This window comes from Xenorhabdus bovienii (assembly GCF_024721015.1).
Lineage (GTDB): Bacteria > Pseudomonadota > Gammaproteobacteria > Enterobacterales > Enterobacteriaceae > Xenorhabdus > Xenorhabdus bovienii.
In genome coordinates this window covers 25,207-45,852 of sequence record NZ_JANAIF010000002.1, presented here as the reverse complement: position 1 = coordinate 45,852, position 20,646 = coordinate 25,207, and the positions used below count along the sequence as shown (strand labels likewise).

At 42.3% G+C, this 20,646-nt stretch carries 17 protein-coding genes; 5 read left to right on the top strand and 12 right to left on the bottom strand.

Going from position 1 to position 20,646, the window contains the following annotated elements; all coding sequences use genetic code 11:
* Window positions 1-771: 771 nt before the first annotated feature.
* Window positions 772-1,302, bottom strand: coding sequence for an HPP family protein (locus NXS07_RS00780; RefSeq protein ID WP_038202120.1), 531 nt, complete (start codon window positions 1,300-1,302; stop codon window positions 772-774).
* Window positions 1,303-1,478: 176 nt separating this feature from the next.
* On the opposite strand from NXS07_RS00780, the gene NXS07_RS00775 reads away from it, so the two are divergent.
* A complete protein-coding gene (locus NXS07_RS00775) occupies window positions 1,479-2,033 on the top strand; it encodes a TetR/AcrR family transcriptional regulator (RefSeq protein WP_038202123.1) in 555 nt (184 codons plus the stop codon).
* Between the two features lie 681 nt (window positions 2,034-2,714).
* On the opposite strand, the gene NXS07_RS00770 is transcribed toward NXS07_RS00775, so the two are convergent.
* Window positions 2,715-3,572, bottom strand: a complete 858-nt coding sequence (locus NXS07_RS00770; RefSeq protein WP_038202126.1) for a queuosine precursor transporter — start codon at window positions 3,570-3,572, stop codon at window positions 2,715-2,717.
* A complete protein-coding gene (locus NXS07_RS00765) occupies window positions 3,556-4,170 on the bottom strand; it encodes a helix-turn-helix domain-containing protein (protein WP_038185912.1) in 615 nt (204 codons plus the stop codon). The genes NXS07_RS00770 and NXS07_RS00765 overlap by 17 nt, the downstream gene beginning before the upstream one ends.
* Window positions 4,171-4,577: 407 nt before the next feature.
* Here NXS07_RS00765 and NXS07_RS00760 point away from each other — a divergent pair, with 407 nt between their 5' ends.
* Together NXS07_RS00760 and NXS07_RS00755 are read left to right on the top strand one after the other, a co-directional pair.
* Window positions 4,578-5,273 carry a helix-turn-helix transcriptional regulator gene (locus tag NXS07_RS00760; RefSeq protein WP_038202129.1) on the top strand — a complete coding sequence of 232 codons (696 nt, stop codon included), beginning with the start codon at window positions 4,578-4,580 and terminating at the stop codon, window positions 5,271-5,273.
* A gap of 22 nt (window positions 5,274-5,295) precedes the next feature.
* Window positions 5,296-6,585, top strand: coding sequence for a cytosine permease (locus NXS07_RS00755; RefSeq protein WP_258085984.1), 1,290 nt, complete (start codon window positions 5,296-5,298; stop codon window positions 6,583-6,585).
* 43 nt (window positions 6,586-6,628) lie between these two features.
* On the opposite strand, the gene iolB is transcribed toward NXS07_RS00755, so the two are convergent.
* The 6 genes from iolB to iolD all read right to left on the bottom strand — a co-directional run bounded on the left by iolB (window position 6,629) and on the right by iolD (window position 15,427).
* Complete coding sequence (gene iolB, locus NXS07_RS00750) at window positions 6,629-7,459, bottom strand: 5-deoxy-glucuronate isomerase (RefSeq protein WP_038202134.1); 831 nt, start codon at window positions 7,457-7,459, stop codon at window positions 6,629-6,631.
* A 59-nt stretch (window positions 7,460-7,518) separates the two neighbouring features.
* A complete protein-coding gene (gene iolE / locus NXS07_RS00745) occupies window positions 7,519-8,409 on the bottom strand; it encodes a myo-inosose-2 dehydratase (protein WP_038202136.1) in 891 nt (296 codons plus the stop codon).
* A 72-nt stretch (window positions 8,410-8,481) separates the two neighbouring features.
* Window positions 8,482-10,386: a bifunctional 5-dehydro-2-deoxygluconokinase/5-dehydro-2-deoxyphosphogluconate aldolase gene (locus NXS07_RS00740; RefSeq protein WP_038202138.1), complete on the bottom strand. Its 1,905-nt coding sequence runs from the start codon at window positions 10,384-10,386 to the stop codon at window positions 8,482-8,484.
* Between the two features lie 11 nt (window positions 10,387-10,397).
* Window positions 10,398-12,098 (bottom strand): solute:sodium symporter family transporter, encoded by a 1,701-nt coding sequence (locus NXS07_RS00735; protein WP_258085983.1) that lies wholly within the window; start codon window positions 12,096-12,098, stop codon window positions 10,398-10,400.
* A 59-nt stretch (window positions 12,099-12,157) separates the two neighbouring features.
* A complete protein-coding gene (gene iolG, locus NXS07_RS00730) occupies window positions 12,158-13,150 on the bottom strand; it encodes an inositol 2-dehydrogenase (RefSeq protein ID WP_258085982.1) in 993 nt (330 codons plus the stop codon).
* A 342-nt stretch (window positions 13,151-13,492) separates the two neighbouring features.
* Window positions 13,493-15,427, bottom strand: a complete 1,935-nt coding sequence (gene iolD, locus NXS07_RS00725; protein WP_258086027.1) for a 3D-(3,5/4)-trihydroxycyclohexane-1,2-dione acylhydrolase (decyclizing) — start codon at window positions 15,425-15,427, stop codon at window positions 13,493-13,495.
* Window positions 15,428-15,765: 338 nt separating this feature from the next.
* Here iolD and NXS07_RS00720 point away from each other — a divergent pair, with 338 nt between their 5' ends.
* Complete coding sequence (locus tag NXS07_RS00720; protein ID WP_258085981.1) at window positions 15,766-16,599, top strand: MurR/RpiR family transcriptional regulator; 834 nt, start codon at window positions 15,766-15,768, stop codon at window positions 16,597-16,599.
* A gap of 257 nt (window positions 16,600-16,856) precedes the next feature.
* Window positions 16,857-18,035 carry an MFS transporter gene (locus NXS07_RS00715; RefSeq protein WP_258085980.1) on the top strand — a complete coding sequence of 393 codons (1,179 nt, stop codon included), beginning with the start codon at window positions 16,857-16,859 and terminating at the stop codon, window positions 18,033-18,035.
* 120 nt (window positions 18,036-18,155) lie between these two features.
* Here NXS07_RS00715 and NXS07_RS00710 read toward each other — a convergent pair whose 3' ends face one another.
* From NXS07_RS00710 to NXS07_RS00700, 3 genes are all read right to left on the bottom strand, one after another.
* Window positions 18,156-18,665: a MarR family winged helix-turn-helix transcriptional regulator gene (locus NXS07_RS00710; RefSeq protein WP_258085979.1), complete on the bottom strand. Its 510-nt coding sequence runs from the start codon at window positions 18,663-18,665 to the stop codon at window positions 18,156-18,158.
* Window positions 18,666-18,869: 204 nt separating this feature from the next.
* The gene (locus tag NXS07_RS00705) at window positions 18,870-19,265 is read right to left on the bottom strand and encodes a nuclear transport factor 2 family protein (protein ID WP_038214362.1); all 396 of its coding nucleotides are present in this window, start codon (window positions 19,263-19,265) and stop codon (window positions 18,870-18,872) included.
* Between the two features lie 86 nt (window positions 19,266-19,351).
* Complete coding sequence (locus NXS07_RS00700) at window positions 19,352-20,599, bottom strand: multidrug effflux MFS transporter (RefSeq protein ID WP_258085978.1); 1,248 nt, start codon at window positions 20,597-20,599, stop codon at window positions 19,352-19,354.
* Between the last annotated feature and the right edge of the window lie 47 nt (window positions 20,600-20,646).

Below are 20,646 nucleotides of genomic sequence, written 5' to 3'. Positions count from 1 at the left end.
TTCGTCCTTGATATAGCCGTGCATAGAATTGAAGGTTGCCCTAGTTACTCAATTATTTTTTTGAAAATAATCAATTATATAAATAGTAACAAATGGAAAATTAACTTAATGTTATTAATTAATAAAATGGCGTTTCATACGGTAATAGCTTTATTATTCTGCATAGCGGAGTTAATTCAGAAGTAAATAAATAAAATTAAAATATTAATAGTTGTTTTAATTAAATTGGGAATTTTACTAGCAAGCAATTTATTTCGTAAAAATATACTTTCATATTAAAATTAAATAAATATCATTTTAAATGATACAACAATCATAAAATATTCAATAATATGAATAAAATAATCATTTTTGAGTACTAAACATATCAGGATAATATTAACAAAGAATATAAATAACTATTAGTTACTATATTTAGAAGTGATTTTTAGGATGACAATTACAACATGAGGAAAATAAATGATAGAATTATTGATGCAGAATCACCAAATTCATATTCGCTAAAATGAATTTGATGAACAATTATATCAACAAGGTGGAGAGGGGAGGGTAATATAAATCAAGGAATTACAATCCATAAAGATTATATTATTTTCGATCTGTTACTAGACTGAGATATACGAAAGAAAGGAGGTTTTTTATAATATTAGTCTTATTCAAACCAAAAAAACCAAGCCAGATATTTATTAGAGGATGAATGGAGAGGAAAGGAGAGGAGAGGAAAATAAGATATTTGTGGAGGGAATAAAATAATAACGCCCGAAATGGGCGTCAGCTATCTTTTCTTCTGCTAAAACCATACCAATATAATGGCCAACAGTTTTCTTTTCCTATGTTATTAATAAAAGATGCAATGATGACCAGCGCCAGACTACCCGTTAAGACAGGCGTTAAAAGAAAATCAAAACCTACGGCCTCTTGCCCTGCGAGAAGTACCACTAACGGATTAGCCCCTGCAGGCGGATGAACTACCCGAAATAACTGCATCAGCATAATCGCAATGCCGACTGCCAGAGACATCACAATCATGGAATTACCCAATGTATATAGTGCGACAAGCCCCACAGCCGTAGTGAGTAAATGTCCACCAATAACATTCCGTGGTTGAGCAAGCGGAGAAGTGGGTGCAGCAAACAAAATGGCACATGTCGCTCCAAAAGGCGCCATTAACCAAGGATATTCCGTCGTTTGGCTTAAATAACTGAGCAACAAGATCCCCAAAAAACCGCCTGATAATCCTTTCATTAATTGAACAAGATCCGGCTTTGGCGGTAATCCACCACCTCCCCTCAATTTACTCATGTTTTAGTCTCCCTATGATTCGTTTGCGATATGACTCAGTCAATGTGATACTCTAAGTGTACAGTTCTGTACACACGCAACAAATGGTACAGATCTGTACACTAAAAGGCAACGTTCGATTTGTCAGGAATATGGACGATCATTAGAACTAATTAGAATAAACAAGAAAAAATATTATGAGCAAAGAAGAACATATCTTAGATATCGCTGAATCCCTGTTTAATGAATTCGGCTATAACGCGGTGGGAGTCGATTTGATCCGAGATAAGGCGAATGTGTCAAAAACATCCATGTACCGCTATTTCGGTTCCAAAAATAAACTGATAGAGAGTATGTTAATCAGACGACATAAGAGGTTTGAAGAGGAACTCAATACGGTGGTATTCGCCACCAAGGGAATGGAAAATAAGCTGAATGCTATCCTTGACTGGCACTTCTCATGGTTCAGATCAGCCGATTTTCAAGGGTGCTTATTTATGCACGCCTTAGCCGAGTTTAAAGGCCACGATGAGCTTATTGTCAAACAGGCTCAATGCCATAAGACGTGGTTAAAATCACTCTTATTTTCCATTTTCTCTGCCAATCAGACGGATGCAGAAATCAAAACAGAAGCCCTTATGACATTTATAGAAGGGATGATAGTGAGAGCAGAGTTTGGCGAAATGACAGGCCACGAGGAGATCTATCGACTATCTGCCAAGATGATAGCCTCAATGTGTTTTCTGAGCTGATACCCTTATCTTTCAAGTCACTGCGTTGTTAGCTACGTTAACTTGCCGCTGAACGGCAGATTGAAATCCATTGGGTATAGTAGATTGTTCAGTCCCTTAACCAAAAGATCTGGTTAAGGGACTGACTATTATAAGAATAAAAAATGTACTAATATTCTGGTGTTGGGCGAATAGAAATCATCTATTCAAAATAATGAAAATAATTTGTCTGTTTAAAGGGAGGTCAGACTTCCCTTATCAGGACCCAGACAAAAAACTTAATTATAACTTATATTTTAACGATTAAATTAATACACCAGACACACGCTAAAATCAACATATAAAAACATAAATGTTGATTTTAGTGATGAATATTCGTGTCATTATTTGATGCCTCATGAACAAAACAACAAATAAAACACCATATCTAATTGATATTTAATTAAATTTTTTATATGGGCACAGAAACCATTCTGTGCAGCAAAAAACAAGGTAAATCACCCGTCATAATAGATAGATAACATGAATATGAGTAGGGTTATTGTATAAAAAATCGAAATGGCAGCAGAATCACAATAACGGAGTGAATGATAGATAGTGACACATAGCAAAAGTGTCAACCCATCACATGACGACGATGCAAAACAAAATAAGACAGGGTTTTATCAAAAAATGGCATGGAGAAGTTCCCCATGCCATTCATTAGTTTGCTGTTTTACCAACCCACCGATTAAATAAATAACGTGAGCCGTAAGCAGGGAAAATATTAAATAATGCAAAGAAAATTTTAATTAAAATCTGAACAAGCATCATGACAACAATTTGATTTACAGGCAGTTTCCCATAGAATGCGATGAAACAGAAAACAAAACTGTCAAGAATTGATGCGATAAAGGTACTAAAAAATACTCTTAACGCTAAAAATCGGGAGTTTGTCATATCCTTCAGCTTGCATAAGATATAGGAGTTGACAAGCTCTGAAACTAGAAATGACAGTGAAGAAGCAAAGATCGCCGATAAAATATGATTCATCAGGGCATTGTACTGATCATTTAAATCCCAGTTTGCGATGGCAGGTAGACTTGTCGAGATACTCAGCAAGGATACAATGATCAGATTAGAAGCCAATGACATATATATCGCTTTTCTTGCTAGCCTGAAGCCATAAAATTCACTCAGTAAATCAATGACTAAAAATGAAAAAGGATAAATGAAAGTACCTGGGGTAACAATGATATCAAGATAATCAATGTAAACGGGTTTAGCTGCCGCTATATTACTGAAAGTGTAGAAAATTGTCAGTAGTAACGCGAGAAATGAATAAACAACCCAAGATTTTTCATTACGTTCTTCAATTTCATAGACTGAGGGGATATTTGGAAAGCTAGAATATATCTTTCTATAAAGTGATTTTATTTCGTGATTGTCTAGATCGTCTGCTATTTCACTTTTCTCAAGCTCCTTTACGTTTATTTTTAAAACTTTTCCTGTTGATAAAATTAATACATTCGCTGTACTATCTTGACTGTTAAATCCCAGTAATTTATATTTTTTTCCCATATCCGAACCGCTCTTCCATTATATCTCCAATCACCATCAAATTTGTCGTAACTTCACTATTAAACTCTTTAATATGAAACAGTTGCTGCCTTTGATCGAAACATAACTTTGGATTATTGTTCTGGTAATTACCTCTTTTGATTATTAATAAATCACCCGCATTATATTTACCTGGGAAATCATTCTCAAGTAGAATAGCAACAATATTCGGGCCAGAACCAAAATAATAAGTGAGTTTTCTTTCAACAATAAGCGAGCCGATTTTACTGTCAAAAAACCCAGAGATAATACATTCAGATTGCATAAATAGCGGAACGGCACAGGGGTTCATGTTTCCTTCATAAGAAACAATGGCATCAATGCGTTCTTTTTCTGCAATATCGATCGTTTCTATCTCTCTATACGACACCCCAAAAAAGTTGGATACTTTCTGTATCGTTGAAGAATGAACGTTTTGAACTCTCCCATCCAGAATATTATAAATAGTCGTGCGGTTAAGCCCGGTTCGATCACAGATCGATACCCTACTCTCTCCTCTGGAATCAAGTAAGTATTGCAAATTTTTTCTCAGGTGTTCCATTTTTTGTTTTTTATACATATCAACGCCCAGAAAAATATATAACCAATTAATTTACATGACTTTTTAGGATAAACACTTTTTGTTGGGTCTGGAAAGAGTGAAAAATACCCTTGTCGTAAAACATAAAAAGTGATAGCAATTTATTTTTGAACAGAATTATATAATAATATAATAAAACTATCATATATAGAAAATATTACATCAATAGGTTATATTTTAATAGACACACTAAGAAACTGATAATAAAAAACCGTAAAATAGTCAAAAAATAGAGGAGATATCGATTATGTTGATATTTTTTAGTTTAAATACACCATTTTTCAAAAAAAATTAGTATTCATACATCAGAAGTTAATAAGTACATAGATACAATTGTTATTATTTTTAATATAAAATTTAACATATATAAATTATATGAGATAAAAATGAGTTTTTCCTATAAAAATAATGAACCCTATCTCAAGGGATTGATCGCCATGATGGAACATCTAAGCGATCCTTGGGGCATTAAGGATTTAGCGTCCCGACATATCTATATGAATAAAGCCGCTTATCTTTACACCAACACACCAGAAGATTTTGACATAGAGGGTAAGCTTGACTGTGAATTTCCAACACATTGGTCTGAGGATCAATTTTCACAAGACCTAAAAGAACATGACAGGAGAACTGAAGAATCTAAAGACAAAGTTTCTATCATTGAGACACATTATTGGTATGGAAAAAACAGCTTAGCTCCTTTCATCAGTGAGAAATTCCCTGTGTATAACGATAAAAAAGAGTGCATCGGGATAGTTTGGAATGCCAAACCAATGAGTACTCTCTCCCCTCTAAAATATATTAATCGCCAAAAACCAAGCGTTCTCACTACAGAAGCTACAACAGATCTATTTACCAAAAGTGAACTGGATACCATCTTCTTTATGTTGCAAAGACGTTCAAATAAGGAAATAGCCCAGATATACAATGTCAGCCATAAGACGATAGAAAACAGAATATACACCATCTATCAGAAGGCTAATGTCCACTCCATCCAGCAATTTGAAGAATTTTGCAGGCACTTTCAATTAGATAGCTATATTCCTGAACGCCTCATTGAAAAAGGCGTCCTCTTTATCTAAAACAAATCGAGGAACGATGATAGTGCTCAAAATTGAACACTGTCCATTAAGCCGAGTGCCACAAGATCAGCGCTTATCCCTGCTGTGTGTGGCCGTCGTTCATATGGGCATGTTAACGGCATTGGATCAGTTTATGCTTGGTGCTGTACTCGGCAACTCGATGACTCTGATCGATGCATTTCTCGCCGTTTTTATCGGCAGTCTGATCTTTGGCGTTGTCACTTTCGGGCTAGGATTTGCGGGTATGCGCGAAGGGCTGTCTGGCAGTTTGCTGGCTCGCTGGTGTGGCTTTGGCCGAATGGGTTCGGTGTTAATCGGCCTTATCGTTGCTGTCAGTTTACTGGGCTGGTTTGGTATTCAAAATGCCATTTTTGCCAAGTCTCTTAATTTTGCCTCTGGTAATAAATTGGGATTTGGCTGGGCGGCAGCAATATCCGGTACGTTATTAACAACGCTGGTCGCTTTTGGCTTTAAGGCACTGCGCTTTACCGCCAGCATTGCCGTTCCCTTGTTTATTCTACTGGTCGCTTATATCTCAACTATCGTGCTATCAGGCAAAGCAGGTCAGCCTCTGCATGAGGTCATAAACCTGCCCCATTCTGGAGAAACTTTATCCATTAGTGCCGGTATCACAATTGTTGTAGGTGGTGCGATTGTTGCCAGTTTTATGACCCCCGATCTGACTCGCTATACCAAATCAGGCAAGCATGTTTTTGCCATTACACTACTGACCATCATCGCAGGAGAGTTTGTGATTAATGGTCTGGCGATTCTAATTGCAAAAGCACTGAATACGGCGGATGTCGTCACTATTATGTCGCAAGCCGCGGGTGGAGCAGGTTTATTAGTTGTCGTTTTTTCAACACTAAGGGTCAATGACTTAAATCTGTATTCTTCTTCATTGGGAATTATCAACGCCGTAGAGGGCATCGCAGGCAAAAAACTGCGTTACCCGCCAACAACTGTCGTGATCGGCGTGTTGGGCACTGTGCTTTCCATTTTAGGTATTCTAGACCGATTTGTAGATTTTCTGACTATACTTGGCGTCGTATTCCCGCCTATTCTTGGGATTATGCTAGTTGATTACTATATCCTGCGTACCCATCGCAAAGTGCTGGACGAAAGTCGGCAGAAAGGAAACCTTCCCAATGAAACACCCACCATCGGCTGGGCAGCTATTATCGCCAGTATTATCGGCTGCATTGTTGGGTTAGCGACGGAATGGGGTGTACCAACAATAAACTCATTACTGATGGCGAGTGTGGCTTATTGGCTATTTAAGATCGCCTTTAGCCGCCGCTCTCTGCCATAACCACTTATGCTATTGCTCCCCATCAGGGGAGCAATTTGCCAGCTTAACGGCGGGTATGTTTTTCCGCATACTCTGCACCATTAACCCACTGATGGTCTTTTTCCCATGTAAATAACCACTTACGGCTAGGGCCAGCCATCACATTCAGGTAATAACTGTCATATCCGGCAATAGTCGCCACGGGGTGATACCCTTTCGGCACCATGACAACATCTTTGTTATAAACCGCCATCGTTTCATCCAACGAACGGTCATCCGTATAAACACGCTGTAAACAAAAACCTTGCGATGGATTTAACCGATGGTAATAAGTCTCTTCCAAATAGGTTTCCTGTGGTTCGTTATCAGTGTCATGCTTGTGGCTGGGATAAGAACTGGTACAGCCTTCGTCTGTATACACCTCAACCACCAGCAGGCTATCCGCTGATTTGTCATCTGGGAGGATGTTATGGACATAGCGGCGGTTATTTTCGTTGCCCCGCTGCTCAGCATTAATATCCTTCGGCGCAATCAAGCGAGTGGGATAGTTTCCCCTGCCTTTCGCCTGACAGACAGCCAGTTCAAGGTTAGTCTGCGCAATAATTTCTATGGATTCATTCGGCGTAACGTAAACTGCATAAGGTTTTTTACGTTCAAATGGATTCATGCGCTCGCCAATCTGGTCAAATCGCTGCAAGGGAGTGATTACGGTGGCTTTTCCCGCTACCAACACTAAACAGGTTTCTTTTTCCGAGGCGGGCAATGTAATAGATTCTCCCGCATTCAGTTCATAAACAGCAAAGTGGACATATCCCCAGTTTGCTGTTTCTGGCGTGATATGCTGTGTACGTTTGTCCTGATCAGGCGCATGGTATTTTGACAGTAGCTTAGACATGTGACCTACCTCTATGCCTATGTTTATACTTAAAATTAATGCGATTAGAATGTCAGCGTTTAAATCAATCCGGCGTCTTTCGCGAACCTGTGCAGGTTATTATACCCGAGCGTAGCGTAAGTCAGTGGATGGGCAATCGTGGGGTCCTGCTCTGCTTCCACCACTAACCAACCGTCATAGTGGCTAGTCTTCAATACATTGAAAATAGCAGGATAATCAACACAACCATCACCTGGCACAGTAAAGACGCCACTCAACACCGCGTCAAGAAAGCTGGTTTTACGGTTTTTGACATCTTTCAACACCTCTGGGCGTATGTCTTTACAATGAACGTGATTGATACGTGTGCACCAACGTTTTGCCACAGCCAGCGGATCATCTCCCGCAAAGGTCAAATGCCCGGTATCCAGCAACAAGCCGACTTCTTCACCTGTATGCTCCATCAAGTGATCAACATCTTCCGCACTTTCAATCACGGTTCCCATATGGTGATGATAAGCAATCTGAACTCCTTGAGACTGGGTATAACGAGCGAATTCCGTCAGTTTTTCGCCATATTCCTGCCAGCGTTCGACTGGAAATAATGGCCTCAGGTGTACCGGTTTTCCCTGATCACCATGTATACAGTCAGTCACTTCGGCAAACACCATCACACTGGCACCCAATTCGCGTAGCAGGGTCAAATGCGGCTGAACGGCAGCAATTTCTTCTTCTACACTACGTGTCAGCAAGTTACCGGAGTACCAGCCAGACACCAGTTTCAAGTTATGGGAAGCCAGTATTGGCCCCAAGATCTGAGACTGACGAGGAAATTTATTGCCCAGTTCAAAACCAGCAAATCCCGCCTGACGGCCTTCGGTCAGACAAGTTTCCAGTGGGGTTTCTGCGCCCAGAGAAGGCAAGTCATCATTAGTCCAGGTCAGAGGATTGATGCCAAGTTGAACAGCCATGATGGATCTCCTGTAAGATGAAAAATCGGTAAGGTTTTATTTTTTATCTACTTGTTTTTACTTAATGCGCTTTTATCCACGCTGACGCCAGTAGCTAATCAGATTGTGGTAATTCGTTTTTATCTGAAGAATGAGTGTTTGATCATCGATTTCGCCAGCCAGCCATTTCAGTGAGGGTTGACCGAATAGTGTACGCCCGACAGCAAAACCTTTGACGATGGATTTACCTGCCGCAGCATTGAAACTCGCCTTCAAGATTGCCTCTGATGCATCAAGACCAAGGATCACAACACCACGACAATAGCAATCTCGTTGTACAACCAAGGCTTCAATCTGATCCCACGTTGCTGATTGCATTGGCGGTAATTTCCACCAGTCCGGCTTGATGCCAAGATTGTAGAAACGCTGGAGGGCGCGCAGGTAAAATTCATCAGAATGTGTCATATCGGATGGCAAAATCACTTCCAGCAACAATTCATGACCCGATTGGCAGCAGGCGGCGTACACTTCCTGCACGGTTTTTTCCTGCTCCAGACGTAAAGGATGATTGTCTTCAGGATGGAAGAACACCAGACATTTCACGATATGCTCCAGTGGCCAACTGACAAGCTGAGAGCCAATGTCACCGTGTTCTAAACACAGTGGACGAGAGCCGGGTAATTCAATCGGACGCCCAATCCATAACCCTTTTCCTGTCGCGGAATTGAGCACATCCTGCCCGAAGGTGCTGTCACATAATATTCCTGCCTGCCCTTCAAGATGGGCTTCCGCGATCACTTCCTGACTTGCACGGAATAACAGTTTTTTCAGTTGCGGGATGCGTTCGAGACTGGCGTTAACCTTACGCGCCATTTCAACAAACTGGATACGGTGATCAAACGCCATAACACACAATTCTTCCCACTGTTTGTGACGGCGGCTAATTCTGTGCAAGTGGTTAAGATGAACATCCAAATCCGGGCGCAGTACATCCTTAGCCCGAGCAAGGTAGTTATCCAGTTCAATTTTATCTGGCATGGCGGGCGCACAGCCATGACGGGAAACCACCAGTGCGCCACAGGCATTGGCATAAATACAGGCCTGTTCCCAGCTTTCGTTATTCAGATAACCACGCAGTAAACCAGACATAAAAGCATCACCCGCCCCCAGAACATTGAGAACTTCCACTCTGACGCCCTGTATGGTGATGCCCTCATCCAGTGTATCGGGAATACTTGCGTTGAACACAGAGCATCCCAATGCGCCCCGTTTACAGACAAGAGTCGCCTCAGTCAATGCCCGAACACAACGCAGAGCTTCAACGGTATCTGTGGAGCCACCCGCAATATGAAACTCTTCCTCCGTACCAACGATTAGATCAAATTGGGGGAGGACTTCCTGCAATTGCGCTGTCACCTGCTCTGATGCGATATAACGGGTTTCACCATCGCCAAGTGACGTCAGCCCCCACAATACCGGACGATAATCGATATCAATGGCGGTTTTTACTCCATTACGGCGGGCATATTGCAACGCTGTCAGCACGGCATCGCGGGTTTGTGGATGGGAAAGATGAGTTCCTGTAATCGCCAAACAACGGGCAGATGCAATATAGTCTTCGCTGAAATCATTACGGGTGATAGCCATATCCGCACAATTATCACGGTAAAAGATCAACGGGAAAGTTTCGTTATCTTTAATGCCGAGCAATACCAGCGCCGTCAGCCGTTCTTTATCGGTGATCAAATGGCTGGTATCACAGCCAACCCTCTGCAACTCTTCACGCAGAAAACGCCCCATGTGTTCATCACCGACCCTTGCCAGCATAGAAGATTTCAGCCCCTGGCGCGCAGTGCCATAAGCGACATTGCCCGAAGAGCCGCCAAGGTATTTAGAAAAACTCCCCATGTCTTCCAGACGAGTGCCAATTTGCTGACCATACAGATCAACGGCGATCCGCCCCATGCAGATAACATCAAACTTTTTATACTGATCCATTGTTCCACCTTTTACCGAATACGGTATGGCGCCTTCGCCGCGACAGGCCGTTTAAACAGTGCACTGCCTATTTGATAGAAGGCATAGCCCAGAACGCCTGCGGCAAATACAGAGTAGAGCACCATGACATATACAGGCACGTTATGTGCGAGGAAAACATACATGGAAATGGCAGACAGTGTGATTAACCATCCCATCGGTTTTACCATCGACCACGGCGTAATATCGACCTGCTTTGTATACACTTCCTGATAAGTTTCAGCCGGGAAGAAATAACCGATAGTCAGCATAAAGATAATATTCAGTACGAATAAAATGCCGACCAAATGGAAGAAGTGAATATTGATGTGCAGGATAAAGTTGCAGATGATATAAGCCGATACGCCAAACAACAGCCCCAGTTTTGCTGCAATCGGTGGAACCCGTTTCGTCATTAATCCGACCAGTACGACACTCAGGATCGGTGCGTTGAAAATACCCTGTAGCTGCTGAATCAGGTAAAACAAACCATCCGGCGCGTTGGCAACGAGTGGCGCAATGATCATGGTTGCCAGCGCCAGCCCAAGCCCCAGATATTTGCCGACCGCCACCGTCTGTGTTTCAGTCGCGTTCGGGTTAATTCGCGGTTTGTAGATATTGACAATAAACAGAGTCACGGAAGAGTTCAGCCCACCACTGAATGTGGAAAATACCGCTCCCACAACGACCGCAGCAAAGAAGCCAACCAGAATTTTTGGCAGCACCAATTGCACCAGTGCAGGATAAGCGTTGTCTGGATTATCTATCTGCCCACTGAAAATATGGAATGCAATAATCCCCGGTAGAATAATAATGGAGGGAATGATGAGCTTAAATAAGGCACACAGCATCACACCTTTTTGCCCTTCTGCCAGATTCTTGGCACCCAGTGATTTCTGTACGATGGATTGGTTGGTACACCAGAAAAACATATTGGAGACAATCAGCCCCGTAAACAGCGTAGAGAATGGAACCAGCGAATCTTCACTGCCAATCGAATTGAATTTATCAGGATGTGCCTGATAAACATCAGTCAAACCTTTCCACGCGTTGCCATCCCCGACATACAACAAGGCAAAAACCGTGACCATTAACCCGCCAACAATCAGCCCAACGCCATTAACAGTATCAGCAACAGCAATAGCCTTAATCCCCCCGAAGATAGCATAAACTGCGCCAAGCCCACCGACGCCCCAAACCATAATCCATAACGCAGTAGTTCTATCGACCTTAAGTACCTGAGACACCTGAAACAGACTTTCCAGTGCAATTGCTCCGGTATATAATACGATGGGTAATAACGAAATTACGTACATCGCCAGAAATAAAATTGAGGTAATCAGCAGGGTGTTTTTATCAAACCGACGTTCTAAATATTCAGGGATCGTCGAAATGCCCAATTTCAGATATCTTGGCAGGAAATAGACGGCAAACAGCACGATGGTCAATGCCGCGATGACTTCCCAGGCCATAACGATAAATCCGGTTCTGAATGCCAGCCCGTTTAAGCCGACCAAATGCTCTGTGGATAAATTCATTAATAGCATGGAGCTACCAATATAAATTCCGGTCAGAGAACGCCCGCCAAGAAAATAACCTTCGGTAGAATCAATTAAGTGTTTATTTCGCGTTTTATAATAGGCAATCCCTGCTACCAGCAGGGTAAACCCAATAAAAGAAAGAAAAGCTAACATCTGATCCTCCCCCCTGATTGACTATCTTCAGGCAGCAATACTTTTGTCGTTATCAAACCCTACAGCGGTAGTTTGATTTCTTGGCCGGATAGCAGGGATTCGAGCGCTTTGTCTGCAAGATACAGAGCCTGTTCACCGTCAATGGCGGTGGTTTCAGGTATCGCTCTGCCTGCCATGACATCGACAAAGTGACTCCATTCCGCAATATAGGCCTCACGATAACGTTGCAGGAAAAAGTGCTCAGGTTTAGCAGCAAGACACCCTTCTTCACCCCAGAGTTCAACGCTGTTTTCTTTGATATTGCCGGCAGTCAGCAAACCTTTCTCACCATGCAATTCCAGACGTTGGTCATAACCATATCCCGAACGGCGACTATTAGTGATGGTTGCCATTGCCCCGGACGGAAACTTCATAACAATAAACGTGGTATCAATATCGCCTGCCTGCCCAATCGCAGGATCAACAAGATTGCTGCCTTGTGCATAAATAGCGCAAGGCTCTTCACCAATGATAAAACGAGCCATGTCAAAATCATGGATGGTCATATCCCGGAACATGCCCCCAGACCCCCGAATATATTCAGCGGGCGGAGGGGACGGATCGCGCGAAGTGATTAGCAGGGACTCTGCTTTACCAATCATGCCGGCATTAAACAGGGTTTTCAGCCGCCGAAACTGAGGATCGTAGCGACGATTAAAGCCGACAAACAGAGGAACCTGATACTCTTTTACCGTGGCAAGGCACTGACGAACTCGCTCAAGGTCAAGATGAACCGGTTTTTCACAGAAAATCGTTTTATTGTGCCGGGCTGCCAGCTCGATCAGATCGGCATGGGTATGCGTTGCTGATGCGATAAGGACACCATGAACATCAGGGTCGGACATCGCTTTTTTGATGGTCTGTATTTTTGCCTGATATTTCTGTACCAACATTTCAGCACTTGCCCGATGGGGATCAACCACGGAATAAAGGCAAGTTTCTTTATGATTAGCAATGTTAACCGCATGAACCTGCCCAATCCGCCCAGCGCCAAATAATGCAATATTGAACATGGATGCTCCTTAATGCCTCGGTGTCTGTTTTTGGTATGAATAAAAATATATCAAGCAAAATATTTATTTCAATTTTTTACTCTTTGAAAATTTTATTTTTTAGAGATGGTTAGCATTTTGTGATGAAAAAAATGAATTTAGTGTCATACCTGTCATGAAAGTTAAAATAATCACTTTTGATAAATGAAAGAATAACCTTTAAAAACATAAAGTAATGTAATATACAAACCTGTGTATTATTTTTTGAAAGCAGTAGATGGAATTGGAGAGCAATAGCATTACGGGATATGAAATAAAAATTCCATATCCAACATTAAAATAGGGTAACTCAGATTTTAACAATTAATATTGGCGCGTCTTTTTCTCCACATATTCCCTGATGTTTTCCGCCGCCTGTGTAATCGCTGGGTTATCCGCGATCTGGGCTGTCCCTGTTCTCCACCATGATTCATAATCATGGGTCATGGTTTTTGGCAGCACTTTAATATCAATTAAAGTCGCGCACGGCTGTGTTTGGGCATCCAGCAAAGCGGTAATTAATTGCTGCTCATCATGCACCCGATAACTCTTGCAGCCATAACTTTCCGCATTCTTGGCAAAATCCACCTGCACCAGCCCCCCATCCAGCCGCCCACTCTGCTGATTGCGATAACGGTTTTCCGTAGCGAAACTGCCCATGCCTTGACTCATCTGCAAATTATTGATGCAACCGAACCCAGCATTATCAAACAACAGAACCGTGATCTTGATGTTTTCCTGAATCGCCGTTTGTAATTCACTATGCAGCATCAGGTAAGAACCATCCCCTACCATCGCGTAAACTGGCTGATCCGGACAGGCAAGTTTTGCTCCCAGCGAGGCCGCTATTTCATACCCCATACAGGAATAGCCATACTCAAGATGATAAGTATCAGGCTCTTTTGGCTGCCATACGCGCTGTAAATCCCCCGGCAGAGAGCCTGCCGCTCCCACAATGATCGCGTTCGGCTCCAAATAGTGAGCCATCAGACCGAGTACCCGCGTCTGAGTCAGGTTGGTTTGCAGCGTTTCACTGTATTCGCCTAGTTTGTCATCTAAATGACCCGAGATTTCTGGTTTATCTCCGGCCTGATACTGAATGGCAAACAACCGCTCCAACTCTTGTTGCCAAGCTGCTTTCGCCTGCGAAATTTCCTGCTGCCAGCCTGAACGCCATGCTGTTTTTGCCAATGATTGCACGATGACATTCAGCCCTTCTCTGGCATCTGCGACGACACCGACAGCATCCAGTTTACAGGCGTCAAATTCCGCCACATTGATGGTAAGGAATTCCACTTCTGGGTTCTGGAACAGGGATTTTGATGCCGTGGTGAAATCAGTAAAACGTGTTCCAACACCAATAATTAAATCCGCTTCCTTAGCCAGCAGGTTTGCAGCCAGACAGCCCGTCGTACCAATACCACCGCAATTTAATGGATGAGCCGCCACAATCGCACTTTTCCCGGCCTGCGTTTCAGCAAATGGAATATTGAATATTTCAGCAAACTGGCGAAAAGCGTCATGCGCTTCGGAATAACGCACACCACCGCCACAAATTAACAGCGGCTTTTTCTTGCGCTGAATCAGTTCCAGCGCATCCTGAATACTTGGCAAAGAGGCTGGGCGGCGTTCAAGACGATGTACCCGTTTTTGGAAGAAGTAATGTGGATAATCCCACACTTCACCCTGAACATCCTGTGGTAAGCAGATCGTGACTGCCCCCGTATCTGCGGGATCGGTCAATACCCGCATCGCGTGGATCATGGCACTCATCAATTGCTCAGGTCTGGAAATACGATCCCAATAACGGGAAACAGGCCGGAAACAATCATTGGTGCTGATCGTACCATCACCATACTGTTCAACCTGCTGCAAAACCGGATCAGGCTGACGGCAGGCGAAGGTATCTCCCGGCAATAACAATAATGGAATACGGTTAGCTGTCGCTGTTGCGGCGGCAGTCACCATATTGGCAGCCCCCGGCCCCACAGAAGATGTGACGGCAAAAATCTGCCGGCGTTTTTTCTGCTTGGCAAAGCCAGTAGCAATATGCGCCATTCCCTGCTCATTACATCCTTGATAGACACGGAGATGACCGGGTTCCTGTTCCAGCGCCTGCCCCAATCCCACGACATTACCGTGACCAAATATGGTAAAAACGCCACGGATAAAAGGATATTCTTCCCCATCCACGTCAATATATTGCTGATTGAGAAATTTGACCAAAGCCTGAGCCATGGTCATTTTCGTTGTATTGATTGCCGCTGTATTCATGGGTTACTCCATCGTTGGCATGACAAAGCTGCTGTCGTGATGTTCCAGACGCACACTAGCAGGCCATCAGCCAGTGACCCGTTTCCATTCAAGTATAGAAACGCACGCCATCATTGCCATTCACAAATTGAGTCAATATGCTACAGATATATGAAATATATGTTTCATTTTCAATGAAAATTGAAATGCACTTTAATTAATGTGATCAACACGCTATTTTTATGCAATTACATTCATCAGAAAGTGGTAACTTGCGATCATCTTCAGCAGGCTTGTCTGATGAATGAATTATCCATTTCATTACAATTTATTATGGAGGCATTATGTCTGCTGCGTCGAACCTGAATGAGCTACAAGAACAAGTTCGCTCGCGTTATGGTGAGTTAAGTAAACGGTTACAACAAGTTGCAAGATATATACTGGATAATACCAATAGTGTCGCATTTGATACGGTTGCGGTTATCGCAAAAGAGACCAATGTTCCGCCTTCTACACTCATTCGCTTCGCCAATGCTTTTGATTTCAGCGGCTTCAATGAGATGAAACAATTATTTCGTCTGAATCTGGTTGAAGAAACCGCCAGTTATACGGATCGGGCGCGGTTATTTAAGGAGTTGGATGGCGATCAGCAGATACCGGAAGATCCGCAGCATATTTTGCAGGAATTCGCTAATTCCAATGCACAGGCAATGCAGCAACTCGCCGCTCGCACGCCAGCGGAAGATTTAAACAAGGCCGTGGATTTACTGGTAAACGCCCACAATATCTACATTATTGGGCTGCGTCGCTCTTTCAGCGTGGCGTCGTATCTCACTTATGCCCTCAGTCATTTGGAGTGCCGCCCCTTACTGGTGAATGGTCTGGGTGGAATGTTTCGCGAACAGATGAATATGATTGGTTCTAATGATGTTGTGGTGTCAATCAGTTTTACGCCGTATGCCGAAGAAACGGTGATGGTCAGTGAAAGGGCCGCACAGGCGGGGGCAAAGCAGATTGTGATTACTGATAGCCAAATCAGCCCACTGGCCAGTTTCAGCGATGTCTGCTTTGTGGTGAAGGAAGCGCAGGTGGATGCATTCCGTTCTCAGTCAGCAACGTTGTGCCTGGTGCAGTCATTAACAGTGGCGCTAGCGTATCGGCAAGGAAATAGAAAGTGATTACCTTTATCAACTAATAATATGCTCAGAAGCTATTGCTTTTGGGCAAAACGCATTCCAGACAAAAGTGGGCTTTTTTGCTTGTTATCTTCACATTTTTGGGAACGTGTCACCAGTTTGTATTGATCTAACTGATTTATAAATGCTTCCAAATGAGATGCCGCAGGAATATATTACTACAGCGACAGCATCCAAAGATAACGACAGAATGTTTCAACAATAACCCCATTATTCATCACTCATTAGGAGTTTCCCCTATGCCTGCAGCTATTTGGGCTCTAGCCATAGCAACATTTGGAATTGCTACAACCGAGTTCATTATCGCCGGATTACTTCCTGAAATTGCAACCGAGTTTAATATTTCAATACCTATGGCGGGGTATATGGCAACCAGTTATGCCCTTGGTGTATTTGTTGGTGCGCCCGTTTTGATTATATTGGGGAGACAGGTAGAAAGAAAAAAGATGCTCGCCATATTAATGATGTTATTTATTATTGGAAATGCTTTGACTGCTTTAGCTCCCACATTCTATCTGGCAATTGTTGGCCGCATAGTAACATCTCTTACCCACGGCGCTTTTATGGGAATAGGCGCTATTATTGCGGCCGAACTGGTGCCAGAAAATAAGAAGACAAGTGCTATCGCATTTATGTTCAGTGGAATGACGCTTGCCAATCTTATTGGCATACCGTTGGGTACATGGATAGGAAAAGTTATTTCATGGCGTGTCACTTTTGCAATTATTACCTTTATCGGCATTATCTCATTACTCGGTATTTTAAGATTATTACCTAAATTCATTCAACAAACGCCTACCAGTATCAAAAAGGAATTGCTGGCCTTTACAAATATCCATGTTCTACTGGCGATGGGGATCACGGTTTTAGGCCCTGCTGCATTCTTTACTGCTATTACTTATATCGCGCCATTGATGACCCATATTGCAGGTTTTTCAGAAAGCGCAATCACATGGATTCTTGTCGTCTTGGGGCTGGGATTTTTCTCTGGCAATATCGTCGGGGGAAAACTCGCGGACAAGGCGATGATGCCATTGTTATATTGGACACTGGGGTTACAAGCCTTAGTTTTATTTATTTTCTGGCTTTATGGCGACAATCCATTCATTGCCTGCTTGAGTATATTTCTGATGGCGGCGTTTGGCTTTGCTACAGTATCGCCAATCCAGCGTCTGGTGATGGATAAAGCTCAAGAAGCCGGTGCGCCTAATCTCGTTTCTTCAGTCAATATTGGATTTTTTAATTTAGGCAATGCAGTCGGTGCATGGTTGGGTGGGGTTGTTATCGCCGCTAATTATGGTTACGCTTCACTCAATTTAGTGGGCGGTCTGCTCGCCTCTACAGCATTACTATTGGCGGTAATTTCAGGTTTCCTTACCTACAATAAAGCGCGTGTAGAAGCGCTTAAATCTGCTTAAAGAAACATCTTCTTTTGTGGTGCTGATATTCATTCAGCACCTACAGTTACTGAGCAAATAATGACAACGCATCCGCGTCATGTCCCCCGTAATGAGGGAATACGATCAATTCAAACATAATCAATCATCATGTTTCACAGGCGTTTCTGAATACAATAGATCAGAGGCTCGATTACACAACTCTGTGAATATTGCTATTTCCCCTTGCGACATGCTGGAGGCGACAATATCCGCCATATTATGGCGACTCAACTCAGCTCTTTGCAAAAACATCAACCCCTTATGACTTAAACGTGTCACTAGTTCTCTTTTGTCATTTTCACCCGATTCTTGTTCGATTAATTCCTTTTCTTTGAGCGAACGTAGTATTTTGGATGTTTTTGATCGGGTAAACCCAAGCTTTTCACCAATCATACTTGGGATCATAGGTTGAAACTGTCGCAAAAAATGCAGGGTATCGTATTGAGCCCACGAGACACCTTCCGGATTAGTCGCCGTTCGTCTGGCAACAAGAACACACTGGAGCCGACCTAATGCACTTTCGAATGGTGTCACTGTTGCGCTATCTATCTCACTATCGACTCTGTTTGTATTGCAATTTTCATTAAATAATTGATTATCTGCTTTCATTATAACCTTCTCAATATTGTTTTATGCCCTATATACAACGGCAACATTAAAATATAATAATTATTTAATTATATCATAATAAAGATAATAATAAATCCGCAAATAATAATTTAAATAAAATATTGTTTATATTAAAGCTAAAAATAAAAACAATATATATAAAGCGGTTATTTTAATATCTATATAATAAGTAATTACAATGCCTTAATTATTTAATAGTATTAACTCTCTATTTAACACATCTTCGTAATCGTGTAATTCTTTAATTCTTCCGTTTTTAACCTTAAATACATTGATATACAAGCAATAAAAACCCCTATTTTCCGGCAAAGTTTTTCCGTTTAATCGGTATTCGACAATAAATGTGTCACAATCAGCCGTGTCATATATTGCCACATCTTCAATTGAAATAAAAACTAATGGCGCCTGACCAAAACTCGCCAAATAATGTTCAAGAATATTGGATTTACCCTCAATTATAGGTCGACCTGTTCTAAATGGTAACTTTAAAATACCATCATCACAGAATAATGACGCCAGCTTTGAAGGTGACTTTTCAATAACGGCTTCGATATAATTATCAAATAAAACGTTTAACATTATTTCCCCTTATTATTCATCTTGTTTTTTGATTTAATCTTGCACCACAGATCTCAATTGCGTTTTGCATATGATCACTCATTTATTCATTTCCTTGCGCACACTAACATTAAGGAAAAAATACTGAGCGCCCCACATCCCATCATCACGGTAGCAACAGGGAAAAGAGAAATTGAATGACCAAGACCTGCTAAAACAGCGGTCAACGAAGCAACGCCAAATTGAAACGCGCCAAGAACCGCCGAGCCCGTCCCCCGAACTTCCGGCACAGCAGCCAACGCCAAACTTGCTGCATTCCCGAACACAAATGCCATCGTAAACATGAGCAACATGAAAATTATAATGGTCAGCTCAGACTGATAAAAATCAACGTAATTAACACCTAGCAATATACAGGCTAAACCAAACGAACTCACAACCCCCATCATGACCAGTTTTTTTGCCCCAACGCGCACAACCCACCGCGCACTCATAATGCTACTCAGCATCATAATCCCAGCATTTATAGCGAAAATGATGGAGAAAAACGTCGGGGTAAATCCAAACATGGACTGATAAATAAAGGGGGAAGATGAAATATAGGCAAATAGCATCCCAAACGTTGCAGCAAAGATTAATGTATATCCGATATAAATCCGGTTTTTAAACAACTTAAAAAACTGACTTAAAAAACCATCACCCTCCGCATGGCTATTCCTTTTTTCCGGCAGGCTTTCAGGCACATAGATGAAAGCCAAAATAGTCAGAGTGAATGAAGTGATTGCCATAAAGATAAATACAACAGGCCAAGGAAAAAATGCGGCTACACCTCCCATTAACGGAGCGACAATGGGTGCAACACCTTGTATCGCTAAAATGAGGTTGAAATAGTATGCCGCCTTATTTCCAAAACTAAGGTCTGACACGATAGCTCGCGTTAGGACGATGCCAGCCGCCCCTCCTGCCCCTTGAAAAAAACGACCCACAATCAACGCTTGAATACTGGTTGATAACGAGCAGGCAATTGAAGCAACAGTCAACAATACCATGCCACCCAATAGGAGGTTTCGACGCCCGATCACATCTGACCAAGGCCCTATAATTAACTGACCAACAGCGAGACCTGCCATAAACGAAGTCAGGCTTAACTGAACACCTGCCGGAGTTGCATTTAATACATGTGAAATAGCGGGGAACAATGGCAGATACATATCGGTTGAAAGTGCAGCTATCGCACTAAGCATGCCCAACACGAGAACAAGTTTTAAACTTAATTCTCCTTCGCGATGATCAGATTGATGAATCTGATCTATGTAAATCTCAGTTACCTTATCCTGCGATTCATTCACTGCCATTCATCCCATATAAAGAAACATGGTACGACTATAGCACTGGCAAAATA

Coding starts and splice junctions, on each gene's coding strand:
- NXS07_RS00705 (WP_038214362.1), bottom strand. CDS start 19,265: ATGTTAAACGTTTTATTTGATAATTATATCGAAGCCGTTATTGAAAAG.
- iolG (WP_258085982.1), bottom strand. CDS start 13,150: ATGTTCAATATTGCATTATTTGGCGCTGGGCGGATTGGGCAGGTTCAT.
- NXS07_RS00770 (WP_038202126.1), bottom strand. CDS start 3,572: ATGGGAAAAAAATATAAATTACTGGGATTTAACAGTCAAGATAGTACA.
- iolE (WP_038202136.1), bottom strand. CDS start 8,409: ATGGCTGTTCAACTTGGCATCAATCCTCTGACCTGGACTAATGATGAC.
- NXS07_RS00710 (WP_258085979.1), bottom strand. CDS start 18,665: ATGAAAGCAGATAATCAATTATTTAATGAAAATTGCAATACAAACAGA.
- NXS07_RS00765 (WP_038185912.1), bottom strand. CDS start 4,170: ATGTATAAAAAACAAAAAATGGAACACCTGAGAAAAAATTTGCAATAC.
- NXS07_RS00740 (WP_038202138.1), bottom strand. CDS start 10,386: ATGGATCAGTATAAAAAGTTTGATGTTATCTGCATGGGGCGGATCGCC.
- NXS07_RS00735 (WP_258085983.1), bottom strand. CDS start 12,098: ATGTTAGCTTTTCTTTCTTTTATTGGGTTTACCCTGCTGGTAGCAGGG.
- NXS07_RS00720 (WP_258085981.1), top strand. CDS start 15,766: ATGTCTGCTGCGTCGAACCTGAATGAGCTACAAGAACAAGTTCGCTCG.
- NXS07_RS00780 (WP_038202120.1), bottom strand. CDS start 1,302: ATGAGTAAATTGAGGGGAGGTGGTGGATTACCGCCAAAGCCGGATCTT.
- NXS07_RS00715 (WP_258085980.1), top strand. CDS start 16,857: ATGCCTGCAGCTATTTGGGCTCTAGCCATAGCAACATTTGGAATTGCT.
- NXS07_RS00760 (WP_038202129.1), top strand. CDS start 4,578: ATGAGTTTTTCCTATAAAAATAATGAACCCTATCTCAAGGGATTGATC.
- iolB (WP_038202134.1), bottom strand. CDS start 7,459: ATGTCTAAGCTACTGTCAAAATACCATGCGCCTGATCAGGACAAACGT.
- NXS07_RS00700 (WP_258085978.1), bottom strand. CDS start 20,599: ATGGCAGTGAATGAATCGCAGGATAAGGTAACTGAGATTTACATAGAT.
- NXS07_RS00775 (WP_038202123.1), top strand. CDS start 1,479: ATGAGCAAAGAAGAACATATCTTAGATATCGCTGAATCCCTGTTTAAT.